The organism is Hamadaea sp. NPDC050747 (genome assembly GCF_040654195.1).
Classification (GTDB): Bacteria; Actinomycetota; Actinomycetes; order Mycobacteriales; family Micromonosporaceae; genus Hamadaea.
In genome coordinates this window covers 263,382-288,207 of sequence record NZ_JBFAHM010000003.1, presented here as the reverse complement: position 1 = coordinate 288,207, position 24,826 = coordinate 263,382, and the positions used below count along the sequence as shown (strand labels likewise).

Below are 24,826 nucleotides of genomic sequence, written 5' to 3'. Positions count from 1 at the left end.
TCCCGCCCTCTGCTCTCGCCCGGGGTGGAGCGAGGGGGTTATTGGATGTCGTCGGGGCTCATGCCGAGGAGGTTCGCGACCTGTTCGACGACGACGTCGCGGACCAGTTCGGCGAGGTCGTCCCGGTCTCCCGCACGGAATTCCAGCGGCCGCCGGTAGACGACGATCCGGGGCGGTACGCCGTGCCGCCCGGGCCGGCCGGGCAACAGCCGGGCCAGTGGCACCGAGCCGTCCTCCAGCACGTCGGAGTCGTAGACGTTGAGGTCGGGCGGCACGTCCTCGACGGCGAACTCGACGCCGGCCAGCTCTTTGGCATATCGGCGTTCGAGACCTTCGACGGTGTCGAGGACCAGGTCGTCGAAGACTTCCGCCTTGGTCCGGGACATCGGCACGCTGGCCGGAACGAGCCGGCCCCGCAGGCCACGGCCGTGCCGATCGCGTCGCGCCCGCGAGCGGCGGGCACGGGGATGGCGGGGATCGGTCACGCAGCTACCCTAGCTTGACCGGTCGGCCGACCGAGAGCGAGTTCACCCACAGCGTTCTCCGCGTGTCGGGGCTATGACGGAGTGCGAGAAGCGCTAACGTCAGCGGCCGTGAGGTCACCGCGACGCTGTTCTCGCAACGGATGCCCCAGGCAGGCAGTTGCGACGCTGACCTATGTCTATTCGGACTCTACGGCAGTTGTCGGTCCTCTCGCCATAAATCCGGAACCGCACACATACGACCTCTGTGAGACGCACGCGCGCAACTTGACGGCGCCCCGCGGCTGGCAGCTCGTCCGGCACGACGGTGAGTTCGAGACCCCGCCCCCGACGACGGATGACCTGGTCGCCCTGGCCGAGGCGGTACGCGAGGCGGCCCGCCCGGCACCGCGGATCGCCGAGGACGGCACCCCCCTGCCGCCGACGCCGGGCCGGCGCGGCCACCTCCGGGCCGTGCCACCACCTACCTGAAAGGCCGCCACATGAAGCCCGTCGGGAAGCCGCCCACCTGAAGCCCGTCGGCAACCCGCCACATGAAGCCGTGAAGCCGCGAAGCCGCCCGCCGGAACGCCGCCACGTGCGGACCGACGAGGACCGGCTGGAACGCGACCGGGCGCCCACCATCACGGCGGACGCCCGGTCGGACGAGAATCAAGCGGCGCGGCGCTTCAGCTTCCGACGCTCGCGTTCGGACAGTCCACCCCAGATGCCGAAACGCTCGTCGTGACCCAGCGCGTACTCCAGGCACTCCGACTTGACCTCACAGCGTGAGCAGATCCTCTTCGCCTCGCGCGTAGACCCGCCCTTCTCCGGGAAGAAAGCCTCCGGATCGGTCTGCGAGCACAGTGCACGCTCCTGCCACTCCGGCGCATTGCCGAGCAGATCGGCGACGACGGGACGGCCGTCCATCGCACCAGCCTCCTTCACCTGCGCCGGACCGGCCGGCGCATCCCCCCTCTTGCCCTGTTGCGGTGATCCACACGTACCACGAACATCAAGCCGCGGTCTGGTGGTCGCCCCAGAACAACCCCTGAGAATTACACGCAGCTCGCGTCGGCATCGTCAAGGAAAACGGTCCGTTCAGGGCCGTTCGTACCGGGGCATCCCGCCACTGCCCTATCGGTTCGCCGACCCGATTGGTTACGCCCTCTCGGCGTGTCGTACCAAGAAATTCTGATTCCGCAGCGCAAACTGGCGCACCTTACATTGGAGTCAACGAATAAGTGGTGTTCCGCTGACGCGCGGGACGCCCGGCTGCGGCCGCGATCGCGTGCAGTTGCTCGACCGTACGCGCGGACCCGTGCTCGGAGCCGGCCATCCGGGAGATGGTCTCCTCCATCAACGTGCCGCCCAAATCGTTGCAGCCGCCTCGAAGCATCGCCACGGTGCCCTCGTCGCCGAGCTTCACCCAGGAGCACTGGATGTTGGGTATCCGACCGTGCAACAGGATCCGCGCCATCGCGTGGACCGCCCGGTTCTCCCGCCAGGAGGCGCCCGCGCGGGCGATGCCGGCGAGGTAGATCGGGGCGTTGGTGTGGACGAACGGCAACGCCACGAACTCCGTGAAGCCGCCGGTGTCGTCCTGGATCCCGGCCAGCACCCGGAAATGGCCCAGCCAGTGTCCAGGGTGGTCGACGTGGCCGAACATCATCGTGGCCGAGCTGCGGATGCCCAGCCGATGTGCGGTGGAGACGACGTCGATCCAGGCCGCCGCGGGCAGCTTGCCCTTGGTCAGCACCCATCGGACCTCGTCGTCGAGGATTTCGGCGGCGGTGCCGGGAATGGTGTCGAGTCCGGCCTCCCGCAACCGGGACAGCCATTCGTGGACGGAAACACCCGCCTTGGCGGCGCCGGTGACGATCTCCATCGGGGAGAAGGCGTGGACATGGAGCCCCGGTACCCGTTCCTTGATCGAACGAATCAGGTTCGGGTAGATCTCGACCGGAAGTCTGGGGTCGATGCCACCTTGGAGACAGACTTCGGTCGCGCCGAGTCGCGCCGCCTCCTCCGCCCGTCCGGCCACCTCCCCCACGCTGAGCCGGTAGGCGTCGGCATCGCGTTCCCGTTGGGCGAACGCGCAGAACCGGCATCCGACGTAACAGACGTTGGAGAAGTTGATGTTCCGGTTGACCACATAGGTCACGTCGTCGCCGGCGGCTTCGCGTCGCCAGCCGTCCGCGATCGCCGCCAGCTCGTCGAGCGGCTCGCCGTCCGCGGCGAACAAAGCCAAGGCCTCGCTCTGATGCCGTGGATCCAGCAGGCTCGCCGGGTCGCTCGCGGCCCGCTTCAGTCCCGCCGCCATCTCGGGATACGCCGAAAGCAGCGGCACTGGCCGGACGTCGCTGCGCAGTAGCTCCCAGTCGCCGTACACGTCGTCGAAGTCGGACCGGCGGTCGCCGGTGCGGCCCTCGTCGTCGACGGCGGCGTACAGGTCGGTGCGTCCGGCCGAGAAGACCTCCTCGGGTTCCTGCCACGGCCGCCCGACCGGCCGGGCCTCCTCGCGGGCGAGCCCGGTCCCGGGATCGGCCAACGCGGCGACATGACCGTGCAGGCGCGGATCCAGCCACGGTTCGCCGGCCAACCCTCGTTGTGCGTACCCGGGGTAGATGGTCAGCCGCTCACGGAGCCGGAAGCCCGCCGCGGCCGTATGCCGCGCGAGCGTGTCGATGAGCGGCCACGGGCGTTCCGGGTTGACGTGGTCGGCGGTGACGGGCGAGACGCCGCCCCAGTCGTCGATCCCCGCACGCAGCAGCAACTCGAAGTCGCCGGCCCCTTCGACCAGGTTGGGCGGGGCCTGGATACGCGCCTTCGGGCCGCAGACCAGCCGCGTGACAGCGATCGTGGCGGCGAGGTCGAGCATCTCGGCGTCGGGCGCCGACCGCATGGCGGTGTCCGGCTTCGCCCGGAAGTTCTGGACGATGATCTCCTGGATGTGGCCGTACTCGCGGGCAACGCGGCGCATCGCGAAGATCGCGTCGACGCGCTCCGCGAGCGTCTCGCCGATCCCGATGAGGATGCCGGTGGTGAACGGCACGCCGACGCGGCCCGCGTCCTCCAGGACCCGCAGACGGACCGCCGGTTCCTTGTCGGGCGAACCGTAGTGGGGACTGCCGGGCTCGGACCACAACCGCGTCGCGGTCGTCTCCAGCATCATCCCCATGCTCGGCGCGACCGGCTTGAGCCGCTGAAGATCGGCCCAGCTCAGGACGCCCGGATTGAGATGCGGCAGCAGGCCGGTCTCCTCCAGCACCGCGATCGCCGACGCACGTACGTAGTCCAGTGTGGAGTCGTAGCCCCGCTCGTGCAGCCAGTCCCGCGCCGCCTCCCAGCGGTCCTCGGGGCGGTCGCCCAACGTGAACAGCGCTTCCTTGCAGCCCTGCTCGGCCCCTTTCCGGGCGATCTCCAGGACCTCGTCGCGCTCCAGGAACGGGCTCGGCACCCGATGCGGCACAGTGGCGAAGGTGCAGTAGTGGCAACGATCACGGCAGAGCCGGGTCAGCGGGATGAACACCTTCTTCGAGAACGTGACGACTCCCGGGCGGCCCGCCTCGGCCAGCCCGGCGTCGCGTACGCCGCCGGCCGCCGCCAGCAGCGCGTCGAGGTCCTCGCCCCGGGCGCTGAGCAGGACTTCGGCCTCCGTCGCGTCGAGCTGCCTCCCCTCACGCGCCCGATGGAGCGCGCGCCGGATGCCCGAGGATCCCCCTGAAGATTGCGCCACGAGGGGCAGCCTACTGCCGTTGGACACACGGCACCCCTGCTGGTCGTTACGCGGCTGTGAGAGAGGATGGCACCATGCGCATGACGGTGATCGCCGGTGGCATCGGCGGAGCCCGCTTCCTTCAGGGCGTGCGGGCGTACGCCCGGACGATCGGCGGCGAGGTGACCGCGATCGTCAACGTCGGCGACGACGTGACCCTGCACGGCCTGCGGATCTGTCCCGACCTCGACTCGGTGATGTACACCCTGGGCGGCGGGAACGACGCCGAACGCGGGTGGGGCCGGGCGAAGGAGACCTGGACCGTCAAGGAGGAGCTGGCGGCGTACGGGCTCGGCCCGGAGTGGTTCGGGCTCGGCGACCGGGACATCGCCACGCATCTGACCCGGAGCGTCATGCTCACGGCGGGCTACCCGTTGTCCCAGGTCACCGAGGCGCTCAACCGACGCTGGCAGCCGGGCGTACGGATGATCCCCGCGACCGACGACAAGGTCGAGACGCACGTCGTGATCTCCGCCGCCGACGCCGCCGACCAGGGGCTGGTGACCTCGGAGACGGCCACGGCCGCACTGGAGGGCGGCGAGTACGCCATGCACTTCCAGGAGTGGTGGGTCCGCTATCGGGCGGGAATCCCGGCGAAGAAGTTCGTCTTCGTGGGCTCGGAGCAGGCCGCGCCCGCGCCCGGCGTGGTCGACTCGCTGACCGACACCGACGTCGTCCTCATCGCGCCGTCCAACCCGGTGGTCTCGGTCGCACCCGTGCTCGCCATTCCCGGCGTACGCTCGGCGCTGCTGGCCAGCCGCGGTCCGGTCGTCGGCGTGTCGCCGATCATCGCCGGGGCGCCCGTCCGGGGCATGGCCGACAAGTGCCTGGCGGCGATCGGAGTCGACTGCACCGCGCAGGCGGTCGGGCAGGCGTACGGCGCCCGGGGCTCCGGCGGCATCCTCGACGCCTGGCTCGTCGACACGAGCGACGCCGGCATCGTCGTCCCGGGCGTGACGGTCCGGTCGACTCCACTGTGGATGACGGATGAGGACGCGACCGCCGCGATGGTTCGCGCCGCCCTGACAGCCGGAGGTGTCGTGTGACGCTCCCCGACGGCGGTTTCGCCGTTCTCCCGGTTCGCGGCATTCCCGAGGTACGCCCCGGCGACGACCTGGCCGAGCTGATCACGCAGGCCGCGCCGTGGCTGCAGGACAACGACGTGCTGGTCGTGACCAGCAAGATCGTCTCGAAGGCGGAGGGCGCGCTCGTCCCCGTCCCGACGGAAGGCCCGGATCGGGAAGCCGCCCGGGAGCAGGCGCTGCGGTCACAGACCGCCCGCGTCGTCGCCACCCGCGGACACACTCGGATCGTGCAGACCCACCACGGCTTCGTCATGGCGAGTGCCGGCATCGACGCTTCCAATGTGGAGCGATCGCAGCTCGTCCTGCTGCCCAAGGATCCGGACGCGTCGGCCCGGTCGCTCCGGACCGACCTGCTCGCCCGGGGGCTCGACGTCGCCGTGATCGTCTCCGACACGATGGGCCGGCCGTGGCGCAACGGTCTCACCGACGTCGCCCTCGGCTCGGCCGGCCTCGAGCCACTGCGTGACCACCGGGGCGAGACCGACCCACACGGCAACGAGCTGCACATCACTCAGATGGCCGTGGTGGACGAACTAGCGGCCGCGGCCGAACTGGTCAAGGGCAAGATCGACCAGGTGCCCGTCGCGGTGATCCGGGGCTACCTCAGCGCCACGGTGGCGGACGGTTCGCCGGTCGTGCCGACGCTGGTCCGGGACGCGGCCAACGACCTCTTCTCGCTCGGCACCGCCGAGGCGATCGAACTCGGCCGCACCAACCCCTCCCCCTGACCGCCACCTCCGTCAGCGCTGGATCAGGGTTCTCGGTCGAATCTTGGTCCAAGATTCGACCCGGATCCCTGATCCAGCGCGGACAAAACGGGCACGGGCGGAGCGGTGCACGGGCGGGGCGGGCACCGGCGGGGCGGGGCGGAGCGGGCGGGTCAGGCGGCGAGGAGGCTGCGGCCGAGCACGGTCGGCAGATGCCGGACGCGGTTGCCCTCGCGGACGCTCATCACGAGGCCCGAATCACGCAGAACGGTGAGGTGCTGGCTGGCCGAGGCGGGTGAGACGCCCAGCTTCTTGGCGACTTCGCCCGTCGTCGAACCGTGCACGATCGCCTCGAGCACGGCGGCTCGCGTACGCCCGATCAGCTCGCTCAGCGCCTTCGGCCGGCTGAGCTCGTCGGCCGTCCGATCGATCGGGTAGACGAGCACGGGCGGGAGGTCCTCGTCGACGAGGGTGATCGGGCGGCCGGGCGTCTTGAAGAACGCCGGGATCAGGGTCAGCCCGCGGCCGTTCAGGTGCAGCTCCCGGTCGCCCTGGTAGGACTCGATCTCGATGGCCTCACCGGTCCAGCGGGCGCCGGCGCTCAGCCCGGACAGGAGCCCGTCGACCCCCTCGTGGGCGAGGAGCCGCCGCCGCTGGACGAGGTCGGACTCGACCGCTGTGCGTACGCGGGGCCAGATGGGGTCGAGGGCGACCTCCCGATAGCGCACGAGCGACCGGCGCAGTCCGCCCATCCCGCCCGCCCGGACCAGGTCGGTCGCCGACGGCGACGGCCGGGCGTGCCGGGCCAGCAGGTCGAGGTCTCGGCGGACCACCCGTTGCGGCGTACGCAGCACGGCGTCCACGCCGGCGGAGAACCCGGTCCGGCCCTCGGCGGGGGTGAGGAAGTCGGGAAAGTATCCGATCGGCGGGTTCAGTTCGAGCAGCAGGTCGACGTCGGCCCGGACGGGTCCACCCATCACCAGACGGTCACCAACCGTCCGACGCCAGTCACCGAGCGTAATGTCCAGACGGCGTGACCGCAGCACGTGGATGCTCAGACTGAGCTCCCACAGCGGGTCCGGCGCCGAGGCCAGCCGCGTACGCGCGAGATCGGCGCCGGTGAAGTGGATCCGCAGCATGTTCCACCAGCCGGACGGGGGCGTTGCAGGACGACTCTACCCACCCGTTCGACCAGGGTGTTTCGGCCAGGGCTGAAAGACGGTGATCTGACAGGAACCCTTACGGCAGGATGTCGGGACGGCAAGGACACGGGCGAACGGTGATTCGGGGGAACACCGCTCGCCCGTGCACTTGCTCAACGCCTGGTCACAGCACCTCGGAGCCGCGCTCCTTGAGGGAGTCCACCAGCTTCTTGACGTCCTGCGCCCGGTCCCGCGGGCAGACCAGGACGGCGTCCGGGGTGTCGACGATGATCATGTCGCGGACACCCAGCGCGGCGACGATCCGGCCGGTGGTCGGGATGATCAGACTGTCGGCCACGTCGTGCAGGATCACGCCCTCCTTGACCGCCACGTCGTCGTCGGCGTCGCTGCGCTCCCCCAGGACCACGTTGCCGTCCCGGTCGCCGGGCAACATCTCGCACAAGGTGTCGAAGTCACCCACGTCGTGCCAGCCGAAGTCACCCGGCACCGTGCCGACCAGGCCCTGCGCCGCCGCGCCCTCCATCACCGCGTAATCCACCGAGATCTTCGGCAACTCCGGCCAGATCTCGGTGAGCGCCCGCTCCCGGTCGTCGGTGTCCCAGGCCGCGGCGATCTTCGTCAGGCCCGCGTGGAGCTGCGGCTGCTGCCGGCTCAACTCCGCCAGGAACACGTCGGTACGCCAGACGAACATGCCCGCGTTCCAGAAGTAGCGGCCGGAGGCGACGTACTCCTCGGCCACCTCCAGCGACGGCTTCTCCTTGAACTCGACGACCCGGCGAACCGGGCCCGAGACGACCTCACCGCAGTGCAGGTAGCCGTAGCCGGTCTCGGGATGGGTCGGCTGAATGCCGATCGTCATCAGGAGACCCTGCTCGGCCCCGGCCACTGCCTGCCGCACGACATCGGCGAAGACTGCCTCATCGCGTACGAGATGGTCGGCGGCGAAAGACCCCATCACCGCACCGGGCGCGCGGAGCTGGATGACCGCGGCGGCCAGCCCGATCGCCGCGCACGAGTCGCGCGGCGACGGTTCCACGAGGATGTTGGCTTCGGGCACCTCCGGGAGCTGACGGGCGACCGACGTGGCATGCGCGGCCCCCGTCACGACCAGGGTGTCCGCGGGCGGCGACAACGGCGCGAGCCGGGACACGGTCGCCTGCAGCAACGTGGCGGCCGTCCCGGTCAGCGGGTGCAGGAACTTGGGGTTCGCGGCCCTCGACAACGGCCACAACCGAGTTCCACTGCCCCCGGCGGGGATGACGGCATACAACATCGCGCCATTCTCCGTGGTCCGACCATCCGCCATGCGGCTACCTCCCGGGCAGTAATCTTCACCTCACGGCGGGCAGCGCCAAACGGCCACTCCCTCACCGGCACGTCCGCCGGGTCGCTTGCCAGGGCGCGACAAAACGCTCGGCGCGAGACGGCATTCGCGTCGTGGCCCAAATTTACGCGGTTTTGCCCTATCTCGCAGCTCGGGCCCAAGCGGCCAGGTGCGCCTCGGCGCTCGCCGCCCAGGTGAACTCCTTGGCCCGGGCGAGCCCGGCCTGCGCCAGGGTAACGCGGCGAGCCTCATCCTCCAGCAACGCGAGCAGATCCTTGGCGATCCGATCCGGATCCTCACCCGTGTACGCCACCGCGTCGCCGCCGACCTCGGGCAACGACAGCCGCGGCGTGGTCAGCACCGGCGTCCCGCAGGCCATCGCCTCCAGCACCGGCAGACCGAACCCCTCGCCATGACTCGGATACGCCGCCAGAAGCGCCCCGCCCAGGAAACCGGGCAGGTCGGCGTACCGGAGATAGCCGGGGCGCAGCAGCCGCAGGTGGGCCGGCACCTCGGCGACCGCCCGATCGATCTCGTCGTCGTGCCCGGAACCCCCGGCGATCACCAACGCGGGCGGGTTGGGCAGCTCCTTCACCGCCTGCACCCAGCCGCGGATCAGGTTCGGGACGTTCTTCCGCGGCTCCTTCGCGCCGAGGAAGGCGAGATAGTCGCCCACTCCCAACCCCAGCCGGGCGCGTACGCGGGCCTTCTCGGACTCCGACGGCGCGTGGAACGCCTCCGGATCGACGCCGTGGTATGCCACGTCGATGCGGGTGGGATCGGCGTCCAGCAGCCGGATGAGTTCGTCGCGGGTCGCCTTGCTCGGCACGATGACGCGGGCCGCCCGGCGCAACGAGGTCTTGATCGCACTGCGGAAGAAGGTCCGCTTGGCGGCGTCGTAATGCTCGGGCTCGGTGAAGAAGGTGGCATCGTGCACCGTCACCGTGACCGGGCAGGTCGCGCGCAACGGGCAGGTGTAGAACGGCGAATGCAGCACGTCGGCGCCCAGCTGCTGAGCCAGCAACGGCAGACCGGTCTGCTCCCAGGCCAGCCGGGCCGGCCGGTGGGCGACCGCCGCCGGAGCGCCGACGACGTCGGCGCGCGGCAACATCCGCTGGTAACGCTCCACGTCGGTGCGCTGGGCGACGACACTGATGCCTTCGGTGTCGACGAGGGCGCCGAGCAGACCGTCCAGATAGCGCCCAACCCCGCCCCGATCGGCTGGAACGCTGGTGGCGTCGACGAGCACGCGGGCCACTGTCACTCCTTCGCCGGCGGCGTCGTCAGTGATTGCCGGAGGAATCGCTGTGCTGGCAATCGCTGTGCGCCGCATCACAGATGTCGTCTCTACCTTACGCCCGGACGCCAACGCTTGCGGGTCCGCGACGCGACACCTGCTCAACCGCGTGAGTTAGCGTGACCATGTGTCGACCGTGTCCTCCGCCTTCCTGGCAGTCGTTTCCGCCGATCCGGCGCGTCCGTTGCTCACCTGGTACGACGACGCCACCGGCGAACGGACGGAATTGTCCGGGGCCACCCTCGCCAACTGGGTGTCCAAGACCGCCAATCTGCTGGTCGACGGCTGCGGCCTCGGCCCCGGCGCGAAAGCCGCGATCGACCTGCCGCCCCACTGGCAGACCGCGGCGCTCTACCTGAGCGTGTGGACAGCCGGCCTCTCGGTCTCCGCTGAACCGCCGCTGGACGTCGCCTTCGTCGGCCCCTCCTCCGCCGTTGCGGACGCACCAGACGTCTTCGCCGTCGGGCTGCACCCGTTCGCATTACCCGTACGCGACCTGGCTCCCGGCGTACAGGACTGGGTGTCGTCCGCCCGGGTCCACGGCGACCACTACAGCGGGCCACGCCCGGCCGACGGAGACCTTGCACTCGGCGCATTCACGCACGACTCACTCGTCTCATTCGCGTCCTCGCGGGCCGCCGCGCTCGGGCTGGCCGCCGGATCACGCGTCCTCCTGAGCGTCGACGACTACCCCGACGTGGTCGACTGGCTCGTCGCTCCCCTCGTCGCCGGGTGCACCCTCGTGCTCTCCGCCCACACGCCGCCGTCCACTCTGGAGGCGCGGGCTGGGGTCGAGCGCGCCACCCTCGTCCTTTCCGCGCGATCATGAACTATCCGTCATGATCGACCGGCGTGTCGTGTCCACGCGACCCTGATCGTTCCCCTGTCGCCCTGATCGACTTCGCCGACCGGACGGGCATGATCATGTGCCCGGCGTCTGCGATTCGCCGCCCGAATCAGAGATCATGTGCCGGTGGTATGCGGAATTCAGCCGTTTAGCGCATACCACCGGCACATGATCAACGAAACGGCTCGTCGAGAGCTGACCGGGGGCACTTGATCATGGGATGCTGCCGGTTGCCGTGCCCTGCCGCGGATCAGATCGGCTTGAGCGTGTCCGGATCGATCTTGACGGTCGGCTCCTCGCCCGGCTTCGCCGCCTCGGCGCTCGGCGTCCCCGGCTTGGGCGGCTCGGACCTGGGCGGCTCAGCTTTCGGCAGCTCGGGCTTCGGCAGCTCGGCCTTCGGCGTGTCGGGCTTCGGAGCGGGCTCGGTCGGCTCGTCCTGCTCCAGACGCGGGATGGAGATCTCCTGGTCGGCGGCCCGATCCCGGGTCGGCACCGGCGGTACAGGCGTTGTCTCCGGCGCGGGCGGCGCAGCTTCGGCCGGCATCGGCGACGCGGATGCGCTAGGCGCAGCGGGCGGAGTCGGCGCAGCGGCCCCAGGCGTGGACGCGGGCGCGGCGGGCGGAGTTGGCGCGGCGGCCCCAGGCGTGGGCGCGGCAGACGCGGGCGCAGTCGGCGGCGATGGTTGCGTCGCGGGCGGAACCGCCGGTCCGGAGGCGGGCGGGAGCACGACGGTCACCGGGGCGGGCGGCGTAGGTTGCGGAGCGGGCGGAGAGGGCGGAACCGGCGGTCCGGAGGCGGGCGGGAGCACGACGGTCGCCGCAGCGGGCGGCGTAGGCACCGCGACGGGGGCCGAGTATCGCGGGTAGTGCAGGGTCGGCGGCGCCACGTCGGGCAGCTGTTCGGTCACGGGCTCGGGCTGGGTGGCGTACCGGGTCGGGCCTGCATAGGCCGCCGGCGGCTGGGCCGGATATCCCGGGTACGCCACTTGAGCAGCCGGCCGGGTGTCGTAGCGACTCCACCGGCGTGGGCTGGCCAGCGTCGCCAGCAGCGGCACTGCCAACAGGACGCCCAGGCCGGAGCTGCCGACCACGTCGATGCCGAGGATCTCCACGCCGAGCAGGTTGAACCGCGCTCCGATGTCGTCGAGGACGCGGTGGTAGCTGACCGGGTCGACGAGCGGCCAGGCGGGCATCCCGAGGAAGAAGAATCCGGCCAGCGCCGGACCGATCGGGGACAGCCGCGCCATCACGAGGACGGCGTACACGCCGCCGCCGACCACGAGCGTGGCCAGGGCCAGCACGGTCGCCAGCGGCCGCTGGTCGACGCCGCGTTCGACGGCCTGCCCGAAGGCGCTCAGTCCCAGCCCGGTCAGCAGGTACACGATCGGCGCGAGGATCAGGGCGAGCAGGAACGAACCGAGATGACGCATGCTCGGGCCTCCAGGTCGAATATGGTCAGCGGATCGGCGGCGGCGCCCACGGTCCCGTCAGCGGCGCCGAACCGTGCGGCTCGGGTTGCGTCGGAGGCGCGGCCGGGGCGGCCGTCTGTGTGCCGTCCGCGGGGAACGGCCGCCAGGCCGCCACCGCGTCTATGCGTCCAGTGTCGACCACCGGTTCAACGGGTGGGGCGACCGGCGGGGGTTTCGGGCGGCCGCGCCACCGGCTCGGGCTCGCCGCCGCCAACAGCAGGGCGACCCCGCCCACGAAGAGAATCGGCGAGTAAGCGCCGATCCATGGCGAGACGATCACGCCGTCGGCCAGCCGGAAGCCGAGCGAGTCCAAGGGCACACCGATGCCGAAGCTGTAGGCCAGCAGCCGTGGGGTGACCAGCAGGAGCCCGGCGACGACGGGGCCGACGGGCGAGGTCTGCAAGCAGGCCAGCGCACCGAGCAGGAGCCCCATCCCGGCGTAGATGGCGGTCTGCGCCCCGGTCGTGTCGGCCCAGACGGCGGTGAAGTGGATCGAGGCCAGCTCGACCAGCACAGGGGCGACGATCAGCCCGGCGACGAGGCTCCAGACGTGACGCATGCGCGCAGGCTACTCGCGCGTTCACCCGCGGAACATCCCACATATGTCGGCCCCGGGCGATGTATGGCGGAGCCATCTCACCACCGTGCGGCTGGGTGGAAGGATGCGGCAAGATGGGCGGGCCAGGTCAACGATGACCTCGGGCGGGAGGAGTAGATCATGACCACGATCCTGTGGCGGCCGCCTGCGGACGTCCGGCAGACGTCCCGGATCGGCGACTACCTGCGGTGGCTGTCGGCCGAGCGCGGGCGGGAGTTCGGGGCGTACGCCGAGCTGTGGCAGTGGTCCGTCGACGATCTTCCCGGTTTCTGGCGGTCGATCTGGGACTACTTCGACGTCGTGGCCCACAGCGAACCGACCGATGTCCTGTCGGGCGGCTACACCACCGGCGCGCCCTTCGGCCCCGGTACGCCGTTCGGCCCGACCGGCACGTGGTTCCCCGGCGCGAGGCTGAACTACGCGGAGAACGTCCTGCGGATGCCGGGCGTGTCCGGCGACACCCCGATGGTGCTCGGCCACTCGCAGAGCCGGGAGCCTGTCGTGTTCACCGCCGACGAGCTGCGCGACCAGGTCCGCCGGGCCGCCGCCGGGCTACGCCGACTGGGTGTGCAGCCCGGTGACCGCGTGGCCGCGTACCTGCCGAATGTGCCGGAGGCGCTCGTGTTGCTGCTGGCGACCGCGAGCCTGGGGGCGATCTTCACCTCGTGCGCGCCGGAGTTCGGTACGCGGAGCGTGACCGATCGATGGACCCAGATCTCGCCGGTGGTGCTCGTGGCGGTGGACGGCTACCGCTACGGCGACAAGCTCGTGGACCGCCGGGCCGAGGTGGCCGGGATCCGTGCCGCCCTGCCCTCGGTACGCGCCACCGTCGCACTGGACTACACCGGGCGAGGCGATGGCGCGGGTCAGGGCTTGGACGCCGACCTGAGCTGGGCCGAGTTGATCGCCGACACCGACGAGCCGCTGACCTTCACGCCGGTCGCCTTCGATCAGCCGCTCTACATCCTCTACTCGTCGGGCACGACCGGGCTGCCGAAGCCCATCGTGCACGGGCACGGCGGCATCCTGCTGGAACACCTCAAGATGCTCGCGCTGCACCACGACCTGGGTCCGGGCGACCGGATGTTCTGGTTCAGCACGACCGGCTGGATGATGTGGAACTATCTCGTCTCCGCCCCGGCCGTCGGGTCGGCGATCGTGATGTTCGACGGCAATCCCGGCTGGCCCGACCTCGGCGCGCTCTGGCGGATGGCCGAACAGACGGGGATGACCTTCTTCGGTACGTCCGCGCCGTTCCTGCTGGCCTGCCGCAAGGCCGGATTGTCCCCGAAGGACGAGGCCGACCTGAGCCGGCTCAAGGGCCTCGGCTCGACCGGCGCACCGCTGCCGCCCGAGGGCTTCCGCTGGGTCTACTCCGACGTGTCGGAGACGCTCCAGCTGCAGTCGTTGTCCGGCGGCACCGACGTGTGCACCGGCTTCGTCGGCAGCACCCCGCTCAACCCCGTCTACGAGGGCGAGATCGCTGCTCGCTGCCTGGGTTCGCGGGTGGAGGCGTACGACCCGACGGGTAAGCCGGTGCTCGGTGAGCTGGGTGAACTCGTCATTTCGGCACCGATGCCGAGCATGCCGGTGGGCTTCTGGGGCGACGAGGACGGCAGCCGCTACCGGGAGGCGTACTTCGACGTGTTCCCCGGCGTCTGGCGGCACGGCGACTGGGTCACCATCACCGACCACGGCAGCTGCGTCATCACCGGGCGCTCCGACGCCACCCTCAACCGCGGCGGGGTCCGGCTCGGCACGGCCGAGTTCTACTCCGTGGTCGAGGCGCTGGACGAGGTCGTCGACTCGGTCGTCGTCCACCTGGAGGACACCGAGGGCGGCGCGGGTGAACTGCTGCTCTTCGTCGTGCTCTCCGACGGCTTGGAGCTCGACGACGCGCTGCGCGCGAAGATCGCGCGAGAGCTGCGTACCGCGCTCTCGCCCCGGCACATCCCGGACGCGATCTACCAGGTCACGGCCGCGCCGCGCACCCTATCCGGGAAGAAGCTCGAGGTCCCGGTCAAACGCATCCTGACTGGTACGCCGGTCGACCGCGCGGCGGCGAAGGGTGCGTTGGCCAACCCCGAGTCGCTGAGCGCGTTCGAGAAGCTGGCGCGGGAACGCCCCCACTCCTGATCACTGCAGACCCTCGACGCTGGATCAGGGTTCTGGGCCGAATCTTGATGCAAGATTCGACCGGGAACCCTGATCCAGCGCTCACAAGGGACGGCGCGCACCGGAGTTAGCGCATTTTCTGGAGGCCTTCGCTGAGGCGTCGGCGGCGTTCGCTGTTGGCGCCCAGCACCAGGGCGAGGATGCCGAGCGGGATCATGATCACCCAGGCGCTGAAGGCCAGCGTCAACGCGTGCAACGCCGTGATGATCGCGACGATCGTGCCGACCTCGATCGGGGCTCGTTCGCGTTTCATCGAGCCGTAGATCACCGTCGCGACCGCCGCGACGAGCAGGATGCCCTCCCGGACCGGGTCGGTCTTGACCAGGACCAGGACGAGGGTCGGCCCGAACGCCGCGACCAGCCCCGGCGTGAAGGCCGCCCGCGAGCCCAGGTCCGGCCGCCGCCGCAGCTCGATCGCGCCGACGAGCAGCACGACGAGGGCGAACGGCAACGTGTACGCCTCCGGCTGGGCGACCTGCGCGTTCTGGGCGAACAGCCACCACGCGGCGATGGCCGATCCCGCGCTGGCCCAGAAGTACGCCCGTCGCTGGTTCTCGGTGTGCGTCGGCCGCCCGGCGGCGATGCCGAGGACGGCGCTCCACGCCGCGAGCAGGACCCCGACGGTGACGGGCGACTCCAGGGCGAGCACGAGCGCGATGAGCGCGGCGAAGTGACCGGCCCATTCGACCGCGGCCGCCTCCGGCCGGGCCTCCCGCTTGGCGAACCGGGGCAGCAGCGCCGCGCCGATGATGAGGACCGCGCCGACGGCGAGTACGCCGAGCGCAGTCCAGAACCGCGTGAGCCCCAGATGCAGGCTGACCGACATCATGAACAGCTCGCCTGCGACGGCCGCGCCGAGCCAGCCGAGGATGCGGGCCAGCTGCGTCTTCCCACCGAGAGCGGCGGTGGCTCCGACGGCGACCGCGCCGCCGAAGGTGAAGATCGTCATCTCCGGCGTCGCCAACGCGCCCGCCAGGCCGGCGTTGCCCCCGATCAGTCCCATGAGGACGATCGCCACCCGCGCCGTACGCAGCGAGCGGTCGCTCTCCGCGTCGGTGGGCGGTTCGGTGAGCGCCACGCCCAGCATGCACACCGTGAACACGGTCAGCCCGGCGAGGACCGCCGAATTCCAGCTCAGGCGCAAGGCGTACGGAATGATCAAGAGAGCGAGCGCGAAGACCGGCGTGATCCGGGCGACGGCCCGGTTGGCCCCACCGCCGAAGCCGACCGCGGCCAGGCCGGCCGCCGCCGTGAGCAGCAGCGCGGTCAAGGCGGCGCTGGGGCCGGTCGCGGACGCCGCGGTGGCCGTCGCCTCCGGTACGCCTGCCCAGATATGGCCGACGGTCTGGAACGGTTTGGTGAGCGCGGCCACGAGGAGCGGCCAGAGGGCGACGACCGCGAGCAGCGCGGGCAACGCCGCCGCGGCGAACGCACCGGCCGCCGGATAGTCGGGCAGCCGCCAGCGGTCGCGCGCCTGGCTCCAGAGCCGCGACAGCGGGCGTTCCCGCGTGACGGTGGGCGCCCGCAGCAGCTCGGACAGGACGGCCAGCAGCACCGCCGTGGCGGCGAAGACGCCGGTGGGTCGGGGACCGGTGATCTCACCGATCGCGATGGCGGTCCCCGCGACGCTGACGCCGACGGTGACCCAGCCGAGGTAGCCCGCGATCACCTTCCGGGCGGCCCCGGCCAACGCCAGCCCGACCGAGACGGTGGCGAGCGAGGCGGTCAACACGATCTGCCGCGTGTCCGGTTGTCCTCCGTGGACCATGTACGCCAGCACCGCCACCGCCGCCGGGGCGGCCAGCAGGACGCCGACCGTGCCGATGCCGCCGACCGTGCCGAGATGCGACGTCCGGACGGTGCCGAGGGCGGTCGTCGCGTGCTGGTACGCCGACAACGCCAGCACCACCAGACTCACCAACGCCAGTACGCCCAACGCCGCCGCCGTCGTCCAGGGGCGTACGAGGGCTGCTCCGACGGCGTAGAACGCCAACGCGATGGCCACCGCGATGCGCGCGTAGCCGGCTCGGGGATCCTTCGCGACCGGCGCCGAGATGGCGTACGCGGCGGCGATGACCAGGCCCAGGACGACCGGGGACCACCACGGCCAGTGCAACGCGGCGGGGGTGCCGACGGTGGCCAGCCCGACGCAGACCGCCGCGGCGTCGTAGTTGCGCGGCCGGGGCATCCCGATCGCCGCCGCGCCCGCGAGCGCGAGGAGCGCGAGCGGCCCCTGCCAACCCAGGTCCGACTCGGCAACTGCGGTCGATGCGAGATCCCCACTCCACAGTCCACCTTCGACGGTGACCGCCTGGAGTCCGCCGATCAGCGCCGGATACCCCGCGATCAGCAGGACGACCAGGCCGGCCGCGCTGGCGCCGAGCACCGGTCCGCGCCGCCAGTCGGCCGGCATCGACCGGATGCCGGCCGCCGCCGCGAGCACCATCAACGCCGCCGCGACCAGCCAGCTGTCCGGCAGCACGAGGGAGACGCCCCGGGTGACCGCCGCGATCGCGCCCGCGACCACCATGGCGGCGGCGTAGTCGGCCCCGTCGTACATCCGGTCGGCCCGGATCCCGGAGTCGATGGAGGAACTCAGGATCAGGAGCACCGCGGCGACGAGGAGCAGCGTGGCGACCAGGGTGTCGGCGAACCCCGCGCCCTTGGCCCCGAACGTCGCCAGCGTGATGACGAGTGCGCCGAGACCGCTGCCGATCGCGACCGGCAGCCCGATCTCGCGGTGGGCCACCTGACGGATCGCCACATAGCCGAGGGTGCCGCTGGCGGTCAGCGCCGCCGCGATCAGCGGCACCGACGGCAGCACACCCGGCGCGAGGCTGACGATGGTGGCCGCGACGGCGGACGGCGCGGCGAAGGCGGCGGCTCCGGCGCAGGTGTCACCGATGATCTGGGTGACCGGCCGGCGTGGCACGGCACGCCCGGCCCGAGCCTCCGGGCTGGGCAGGATCCGCTGTGCCAACGCGAGGATCACGCCCGCGGCGGTGATGGCGGCGAGCACACCGGCGGTCGCGCCCGGACCGGTCAGGGAGGCCACGATGGCCACCACTCCGACCACCGCCGCCGCGATCGCGTGCGCCCGCGCCGATCGCGGAGTCGTCGCCCCGAGTCCGCCGCCGGGAATCGCCCGCTGCGGCTCGGGCGCGCCGAACCACTGATCGGCGAGCTTGCCCGAGCGGGGCGACAGGAATCGGGCGAACGCGCTCTGCGGCCGTTGCTCCGCCGGAGCCGGCGCCTCCTCCTCACTCTCGACATCGGACTGTTCCGGCCGATCGGGCCGCGACGACACCTGCACCGAACCGACGCCGATGCCGACCGCCGCGATGCCGACCGCCACCGCAGTCAGCACCCACAGCGTCGCCGACGGCGTGAGCAGCAACGACGCGGGCGCGGCCAGTCCGGCGAGGGCCGCGCCGCCCACCGCGACCTCCCGGCGGAACGACGGCGGCAACGCCAGTCCGGCCGCGACGGCGGCCAACGCGACCGTGCCGACCAGCGACGCACCCGCGCCCGAACCGGCGCTGTGCAGAATCGCCTGGTACTCCTCTGGCGTACGGCCGTTCCAGATCGGCAGGCCCGCGCGGATCGGGCCGAGCGCCGCGCGTACCGCCTGGCCCAGGACGAACGCGCCGACGGCGGCGACGGCCACTGTGGACGCGATCTGGGGTCCGCGCCGGGCCGACGCCGGAATCACCCGGATGGCGAGCCCGGTCACCACCAACGCACCCGCCAGCACGAGCAGCGTCTGCCCCGGCGCGGCCAACGACGCGACCCGTCCGGCCACGACGATCCAGGCCAGGGTCAGCGCACCGGCGGCCAGATCCGGCAACGGCTTGGTCCGCACCATCAGCGCGCCGAGGAGGCCGACCGCGCAGGAGAGCAGGAGCGTCGCGCCACCCCGGGCGGCGGAGGGCGCGTCGGTCGCCTGCCAGGTCGCGACAAGTCCATAAGAGACACCGGCCAGCACGGCCACGCCGTGCAGGCCCCACGCCAGCTCGCGCAGCCAGAAGCTCGACCACGCGCCTTCCAGCACCTGTGGGTGGCGGATCGGGTGCTCACCGCCGATCTGGAGCGGCTCGCGGTGCGACAGCTCGACCGCGCGCGCGACCACCGCGTTGCCCAAGGCCAGCACGGCGAAGATCAGGGCCAGCCCGGCCGGGCCTTTGATCCAGTCGTACGCCAAAAGCGGCAACACGGGCTGGAAGAACAGCACCACGCCGTACCGAGCCGAACTGAGCAGTGTGACGCGATGGATCACGAGAGAGATGAGCGCGGTGACGGCGAACACCGCCCCGGCGATCTGCGACCACGACGCCGACGAGGTCGCGATCGGCGGCAACTGGGCCAGCAGGTATCCGTCCACCGGCAGGAGCAGCAGCCCGACCGTGGTCAGCGTCTCCGCCGTCGACACGAGGCGTACGCGGATGAGCATGAACGCCGAGACGAGCATGGCGACCGTGACGAGGCTGAGGACGAGCAGACCACCCCCGGCGCGCAGCCCGCTGGCGAAGGCGGCGTAGACGACGGCCGCCACGCCGATCATCAGTCCACCGAGGATCAGCAGGACGTTCTGCACCGTACGCGGAGAGGTCTCCGGCGGCGGAGTCTGCAACGGGGCGACCCGCTGCCGGGGAGCGCCCGGCGGTCGGCCGCCGGTGGCGGCGGCCGGGCGCGAAGCAGCCGGGCCGGGTGGGCGGTTGGGCGTACCACCGGGTGGGCGACCAGGTGCGGCCTTCTGGGTCGGTGGGGTCGTCGGAGGTGGAGTCGGCGCGGTGGTCGGCTCCTCGGCCTTTCGCCCGAACCGCCGCTGCCGCGGCGCCTGCGCTTTGGCCTGCTGCTTCTGTACGGCGTGGGAGAGCAGGTTGCGCTGGTGCATCGCGGCCTGGAGTTGCTGGCTCAGCTTCTTGCGCTGGGAGACCAGCCCCATGTCCTGCGTGTTGAGGTCGGCGATCGCCTTGTTGACCCGGGCGAGTTCGGCCTCCAGCACCTCGGGGGTGTTGCCGCAGTGGGGGCAGCGCTGGAGAGGATCCCGCAGCCTGCCACACATCGAGCATGGGGACTGTTCCAAGGGAACACCTCCGAAGCGGTCATGCCGGTTGAAGCCAGCATGCCCGGTCGCAGCGAGGGCTGTACAGTCCCTTTTAGCCATGAATGCGACAGAGCCGCCCCACAATCTGGGGGGCGACTCTGCGCTGAGTGATCAAACTGTTACCGGTGACGCACCGTTCAGCCGACGGCCGGGCGGCCGAGGCCCCGGTAGGTCCAGCCGGCCGCCGTCCACACGGCGGCGTCCAGGCAGTTCTTGCCATCGATGATCTTGCGCTGACCGGCCAGCTCGCCGAGCGACACCGGGTCGGCGTTGCGGAACTCCGCCCAGTCGGTGAGTACGCACACCAGCTCGGCCTCGGTGACCGCCTCGCCCAGCGACTTCTCGTACGCCAGCTCGGGGTGCACCTTGCGGGCGTTCTCCGTGCCCTGCGGGTCGTAGACGCGCACGTCGGCCCCGGCCTCGGCGAGCATCCCGGCGACGGCCAGGGCCGGCGAGTCCCGGACGTCGTCGGTGTTGGACTTGAAGGTCGCGCCCAGCACCGCGATCCGCGCGCCGGAGAGGTCCGGACCGGCCGGGCCGGGACGACGCTCGAGCAGCTCGGCCGCGAGCTGGACGACCTTGGCCCGGCGACGGAGGTTGATCAGGTCGACCTCGTGCAGGAACCGCAGCGCCTCGCCCGCACCCAGCTCCTGAGCACGCGCCTGGAACGCCCGGATGTCCTTGGGCAGGCAGCCGCCGCCGAAGCCGACGCCGGACTGGAGGAACCGGTTGCCGATCCGGGGGTCGAAGCCGAGCGCGCGAGCCAGGTGCGTGACGTCGCCCCCGGCCACCTCGCAGACCTCGGCCATGGCGTTGATGAACGAGATCTTGGTGGCGAGGAAGGCGTTCGCCGCGACCTTGACCAGCTCGGCGGTCGCGAAGTCGGTCGCCACCACGGGGACCTCGCGGTCCTCGGTGGAGGCCAGGTCGAAGACGCCCTTGTGGGCGGCGTGCAGCATCGCGGTCGCCCACTCGGTCTTGGCGGCCCACACGACGCGGTTCGGCCGCATGACGTCGTCGGCGGCGTAGCCCTCCTGCAGGAACTCCGGGCTCCACGCGACCTCGATGCCCAGCGACGGGTCGGCGTGCTTCTCGACAAGACGCTCGACCCACTCGGCGGTGCCGACCGGGACGGTGGACTTGCCGACGATCAGGGCCTTGCGGGTCAGGTTCTGGGCCAGCGGCACCACGGCGGATTCGACGTAGCGCAGATCCGCGCCCATGCCGTCGAGCCGCTGGGGAGTGCCGACGCAGATGAAGTGGACGTCGCCGAAGTCGGCCGCCTCCTGATAGGAGGTGGTGAAGCGCAGGCGGCCGGCGGCCAGGTTGCGCTTCAGCAGCTCGTCGAGTCCGGGCTCGTGGAACGGCATCTCGCCGCGCGACAGATCCTCGACCCGCTTGGGGTCGACGTCGACGGCCAGCACCTCGTAGCCGAGTTCGGCGTAGCAGATCGCGTAAGTGGCGCCGAGGTAGCCGACGCCGATGAAGGTCAACCGGGGCCGGGCGGCACCCGAGGGCGGGGTGACTGTGACCGTCGGCACATACGTGCCCTGCACTGGGTTCGTCACGCCTTCATTCTCCCGTCTCCAACATCACACTGCATCGCTAGACGTCGCCAGGAACGCCGAAAGTTGCCGTTTTCAGGCCGTTGCGAGCGTACGCCCGCCCCGACGCCCGAGGAAGCCTACGGGACGGGCGGGTTCGCCGGAAACCTGAGTCCTCGTTTAGGCTAGTTCCGTCCAAGCTACCCGCGGGTAACACCGACAAACCCCGCTCAGCGCTGGATCAGGGTTCCGGGTCGAATCTTGGCTCAAGATTCGACCGAGAACCGTGATCCGATGCCGATCACCTCACGGAGGCATCGTGTCTTTCGATCTCTACCAGCTCTCCGAGGAGCACGTCGCCATCCGCGAGGCCGTGCGCGACCTCTGCGCGGACAAGGTCGCCCCGCACGCGGCGGCCGCCGACGAGACCGGCGAGTTCCCGCAGGCCAGCTACGACGCGCTGCGCGCCGCCGACTTCCACGCCCCGCACATCCCGGCCGAGTACGGCGGCGCCGGAGCCGACGCACTCGCCACCGCGATCGTGATCGAGGAGGTCGCACGCGCCTGCGCCGCCAGCTCCCTGATCCCGGCGGTGAACAAGCTCGGCAGCCTGCCGGTGATGCTGGCCGGCTCGGACGAGCTGAAGCAGCAGTACCTGCCCGCGGTCGCCCGAGGCGACGCGATGTTCTCCTACTGCCTCTCCGAGCCGGAGGCGGGCAGCGACGCGGCCGGCATGACGACCCGGGCCGAACGCGACGGCGACCACTGGGTACTCAACGGGGTCAAGCGCTGGATCACCAACGCGGGCGTCTCGGAGTACTACACCGTCTTCGCCAAGACCTCGGCCGACAGCGGAACGCGAGGCATCTCCGCGTTCGTGGTCGAGAAGGCCGACGCCGGAGTCAGCTTCGGCGCGCCCGAGCGCAAACTCGGCATCAAGGGCTCCCCCACGCGCGAGGTTTACCTCGACAACGTCCGCATCCCGCTCGGCCGGATCATCGGCGCGGAGGGCACCGGCTTCGCCACCGCCATGCGTACGCTCGACCACACCCGCGTCACCATCGCGGCCCAGGCCATCGGCATCGCCCAGGGCGCGCTGGACGCCGCCCTCGCGTACGCCCAGGAGCGCAAGCAGTTCGGCAAGCCGATCGCCGACTTCCAGGGACTCCAGTTCCTGCTGGCCGACATGGGCATGAAGCTCACCGCCGCCCGGGAGCTGACGTACGCCGCCGCCGCGCGCTCCGAGCGCAACGCGCCCGACCTCACCTACTACGGCGCGGCCGCCAAATGCTTCGCCTCCGACGCCGCCATGGAGATCACCACCAACGCGGTCCAGGTCCTCGGCGGGTACGGCTACACCAAGGACTTCCCGGTCGAGCGCATGATGCGGGACGCCAAGATCACCCAGATCTACGAGGGCACCAACCAGGTGCAGCGGATCGTGATGGCCCGCCAGCTCCTCAAGGGCGTCCTCTGAGCGGGTGCTCGGCGAGTGGCTCGCCGAGCACCCCTTCTCACGCCGGAGTCCCACGCTGATCAGCTGCAGGCGGCGCCGTTCAACGAGAAGCCCGTCGGGCTCGCACTGTTGCCGGAATGCGTCGCCTGGAAGCCGATGGTGGTCGACCCGCCCGGTGGTATGGAGCCGTTGTAGTTGACGTTCGTCGCCGTCACCGCCCCGCTGCTCGGCGAGTAGGTGGCGCTCCAGCCGGACGTGATCGTCTGTCCTGAGGCGAGGGTGAACTTCAGGTTCCAGCCGTTGATCGCGGCCGTTCCGGTGTTCGCGATCGTGATGTTGTCGGTCAGGCCGTTGTTCCAGGCGTTGACCGACTGCGTCACCTTGCAGGCGCCGGTGCCGCCGCCCGAGGTGGGCGACGTGCTCGGCCGGGGCGAAGTCGCACTCGGGCTCGGCGAGGTGGGGCCGCTGCCTTCGCTGACCGTGATGCTGGAACTGCCGCTGCTCTGGTATCCCTCGGTCGCCATGATCTGGTAGTCGTGGCTGCCGAGGTTCAGGCCGAGGCTCGCCCAGGCGTTGAAGTGGTTGGCGGTGGCGATGGTGCCGCTGCTGCGGTGCGACTGCCGGACGCTCCAGTACTGGTAGAACGTCGCGGTGCCGATGATCGACGGCTGGTTGACCCGCTGAGTGCGGTAGATGTCGTAGGTGCTGCCGTCGGTGGTGACCGAGCCCAGCCGGGTGGCGCCCGTGCTCGGGTTGTAGCTGCCGAAGTTCTCGACGATGTAGTACTCGATGAGCGGGTTGGTGGTCCAGCCGTAGAGCGCCAGATAGCCGTTGCCGTTCGGGCTGAACGAGCCCGAGTAGTTCACGGTGTGGCTCGAGCCGGGCTTCCAGCCCTTGCCGACCACCATGTTGTTCATGTTGCTCCATTGGACGCTGTAGCTACCGCCCGCGCCCAGCGTCATCGTGACGTTGCCGTTGTCCTTCCAGTACGAGAAGAAGTAGCCGTTGTGCGTACCGGTGGTGTTGGAGGTGACCGTCCGGTCTGCCTCGGCGTGGGCGACGCCGGCCAGCAGCATCGAGGCGGCGGCCAGGGCGATCGCGCCGGCCGACGCGATGAGCAGCTTGACGCGATTTCGTCGGTGGAGCTCCCGGGGGGAGGGGATGTCGTTCACTGCGTACGTCCCTTTCGCGAGGGGGTGGCTGGGCGGCCACCCGTCGAAGCTCGTCGATGGTGAATTTTGGGACGCCCGCCTTCGCGTTGTCAACGATTTCCGGAAGTCTTTCGGAAGTAGACATGATTCCTGACGACCGAAATTGCGAGAGCCGCCCGGACACCGAGGTGACCGGGCGGCTGCGGATCTCCGAAACTTCCGGAGCGATCTAGACCCACTGGACGAGCTGGATGATCACCCCGTTCGGGTCGGCGACCTGGAAGAAGCGCTCACCCCAGGGCTCGGTCTGCAGCGGGGTCACGACGGTCACCCCTTCGGCCTGGACTCGGGCGTACTCGGTGTCGATGTCGTCGACCACGAGCGCCACGAGCACCCCGTGGACGTCACCCTTCATGGTCTCCGGCTGGAAGGTCTCCAGCCCGGTACGCAGGTAGATCAGGTTGAAGCCGGTGTCCGGGCGGGACAGGGAGACGAAGCCGTCGGCCGCCATCTCCTCGGCGAACCCGAAGTGGTCCTGGGCGAACTTGGCCGACGCGACCGGGTCGGCGACGTTCAGGGAAAGGGCTGCGGCGGTCACTCGCATGGGAACTCCTATTCTGTACGGCGTACGTTATACAGCGTACGACAATTGTGGGTGAGAAGAT

Annotated in this window: 17 protein-coding genes and 1 pseudogene; 6 read left to right on the top strand and 12 right to left on the bottom strand. The window is 70.7% G+C overall.

Annotation, left to right across the window (positions count from 1 at the left end; translation table 11 throughout):
• Positions 1 to 38: 38 nt before the first annotated feature.
• Positions 39 to 386, bottom strand: coding sequence for a metallopeptidase family protein (locus AB0H43_RS07735; protein ID WP_359998610.1), 348 nt, complete (start codon positions 384 to 386; stop codon positions 39 to 41).
• Positions 387 to 593: 207 nt separating this feature from the next.
• Between AB0H43_RS07735 and AB0H43_RS07730 the strand changes: the two genes are divergently transcribed.
• Entirely contained in the window at positions 594 to 953 is a 360-nt protein-coding gene (locus AB0H43_RS07730) for a DUF3499 domain-containing protein (protein ID WP_359998101.1), read from the top strand.
• 180 nt (positions 954 to 1,133) lie between these two features.
• Here AB0H43_RS07730 and AB0H43_RS07725 read toward each other — a convergent pair whose 3' ends face one another.
• The gene (locus AB0H43_RS07725; RefSeq protein ID WP_253760159.1) at positions 1,134 to 1,391 is read right to left on the bottom strand and encodes a WhiB family transcriptional regulator; all 258 of its coding nucleotides are present in this window, start codon (positions 1,389 to 1,391) and stop codon (positions 1,134 to 1,136) included.
• A 292-nt stretch (positions 1,392 to 1,683) separates the two neighbouring features.
• Entirely contained in the window at positions 1,684 to 4,209 is a 2,526-nt protein-coding gene (locus AB0H43_RS07720) for a bifunctional FO biosynthesis protein CofGH (protein WP_359998608.1), read from the bottom strand.
• 65 nt (positions 4,210 to 4,274) lie between these two features.
• On the opposite strand from AB0H43_RS07720, the gene cofD reads away from it, so the two are divergent.
• Entirely contained in the window at positions 4,275 to 5,285 is a 1,011-nt protein-coding gene (cofD, locus tag AB0H43_RS07715) for a 2-phospho-L-lactate transferase (protein WP_359998098.1), read from the top strand.
• Positions 5,282 to 6,031 (top strand): annotated as a pseudogene (locus AB0H43_RS07710) (coenzyme F420-0:L-glutamate ligase); the annotation flags it as partial. The gene cofD and the pseudogene AB0H43_RS07710, both read left to right, overlap by 4 nt.
• A gap of 173 nt (positions 6,032 to 6,204) precedes the next feature.
• Here AB0H43_RS07710 and AB0H43_RS07705 read toward each other — a convergent pair.
• The 3 genes from AB0H43_RS07705 to AB0H43_RS07695 all read right to left on the bottom strand — a co-directional run bounded on the left by AB0H43_RS07705 (position 6,205) and on the right by AB0H43_RS07695 (position 9,767).
• The gene (locus tag AB0H43_RS07705; RefSeq protein WP_359998095.1) at positions 6,205 to 7,170 is read right to left on the bottom strand and encodes a DUF5937 family protein; all 966 of its coding nucleotides are present in this window, start codon (positions 7,168 to 7,170) and stop codon (positions 6,205 to 6,207) included.
• A 187-nt stretch (positions 7,171 to 7,357) separates the two neighbouring features.
• Positions 7,358 to 8,467: a mannose-1-phosphate guanylyltransferase gene (locus tag AB0H43_RS07700; protein WP_359998093.1), complete on the bottom strand. Its 1,110-nt coding sequence runs from the start codon at positions 8,465 to 8,467 to the stop codon at positions 7,358 to 7,360.
• Positions 8,468 to 8,657: 190 nt separating this feature from the next.
• On the bottom strand, positions 8,658 to 9,767 hold the full coding sequence (locus AB0H43_RS07695; protein ID WP_359998606.1) for a glycosyltransferase family 1 protein: 1,110 nt from the start codon (positions 9,765 to 9,767) through the stop codon (positions 8,658 to 8,660).
• A gap of 175 nt (positions 9,768 to 9,942) precedes the next feature.
• On the opposite strand from AB0H43_RS07695, the gene AB0H43_RS07690 reads away from it, so the two are divergent.
• Entirely contained in the window at positions 9,943 to 10,644 is a 702-nt protein-coding gene (locus AB0H43_RS07690) for a TIGR03089 family protein (RefSeq protein ID WP_359998091.1), read from the top strand.
• 268 nt (positions 10,645 to 10,912) lie between these two features.
• Here AB0H43_RS07690 and AB0H43_RS07685 read toward each other — a convergent pair whose 3' ends face one another.
• Together AB0H43_RS07685 and AB0H43_RS07680 are read right to left on the bottom strand one after the other, a co-directional pair.
• Positions 10,913 to 12,091 carry a hypothetical protein gene (locus AB0H43_RS07685; RefSeq protein ID WP_359998089.1) on the bottom strand — a complete coding sequence of 393 codons (1,179 nt, stop codon included), beginning with the start codon at positions 12,089 to 12,091 and terminating at the stop codon, positions 10,913 to 10,915.
• 25 nt (positions 12,092 to 12,116) lie between these two features.
• A complete protein-coding gene (locus AB0H43_RS07680) occupies positions 12,117 to 12,689 on the bottom strand; it encodes a hypothetical protein (RefSeq protein WP_359998086.1) in 573 nt (190 codons plus the stop codon).
• A gap of 159 nt (positions 12,690 to 12,848) precedes the next feature.
• On the opposite strand from AB0H43_RS07680, the gene AB0H43_RS07675 reads away from it, so the two are divergent.
• Positions 12,849 to 14,864: an acetoacetate--CoA ligase gene (locus tag AB0H43_RS07675; protein WP_359998083.1), complete on the top strand. Its 2,016-nt coding sequence runs from the start codon at positions 12,849 to 12,851 to the stop codon at positions 14,862 to 14,864.
• Between the two features lie 106 nt (positions 14,865 to 14,970).
• Here AB0H43_RS07675 and AB0H43_RS07670 read toward each other — a convergent pair whose 3' ends face one another.
• Together AB0H43_RS07670 and AB0H43_RS07665 are read right to left on the bottom strand one after the other, a co-directional pair.
• Positions 14,971 to 19,989, bottom strand: coding sequence for a permease (locus AB0H43_RS07670; protein WP_359998080.1), 5,019 nt, complete (start codon positions 19,987 to 19,989; stop codon positions 14,971 to 14,973).
• 158 nt (positions 19,990 to 20,147) lie between these two features.
• Positions 20,148 to 21,503: a UDP-glucose/GDP-mannose dehydrogenase family protein gene (locus AB0H43_RS07665; protein ID WP_359998604.1), complete on the bottom strand. Its 1,356-nt coding sequence runs from the start codon at positions 21,501 to 21,503 to the stop codon at positions 20,148 to 20,150.
• Positions 21,504 to 21,870: 367 nt separating this feature from the next.
• On the opposite strand from AB0H43_RS07665, the gene AB0H43_RS07660 reads away from it, so the two are divergent.
• On the top strand, positions 21,871 to 23,031 hold the full coding sequence (locus tag AB0H43_RS07660) for an acyl-CoA dehydrogenase family protein (RefSeq protein WP_359998602.1): 1,161 nt from the start codon (positions 21,871 to 21,873) through the stop codon (positions 23,029 to 23,031).
• Between the two features lie 59 nt (positions 23,032 to 23,090).
• Here the strand turns inward: AB0H43_RS07660 and AB0H43_RS07655 are convergent, their stop codons facing one another.
• Entirely contained in the window at positions 23,091 to 24,086 is a 996-nt protein-coding gene (locus AB0H43_RS07655; protein WP_359998600.1) for a glycoside hydrolase family 11 protein, read from the bottom strand.
• 304 nt (positions 24,087 to 24,390) lie between these two features.
• Entirely contained in the window at positions 24,391 to 24,765 is a 375-nt protein-coding gene (locus AB0H43_RS07650) for a VOC family protein (protein ID WP_359998077.1), read from the bottom strand.
• Between the last annotated feature and the right edge of the window lie 61 nt (positions 24,766 to 24,826).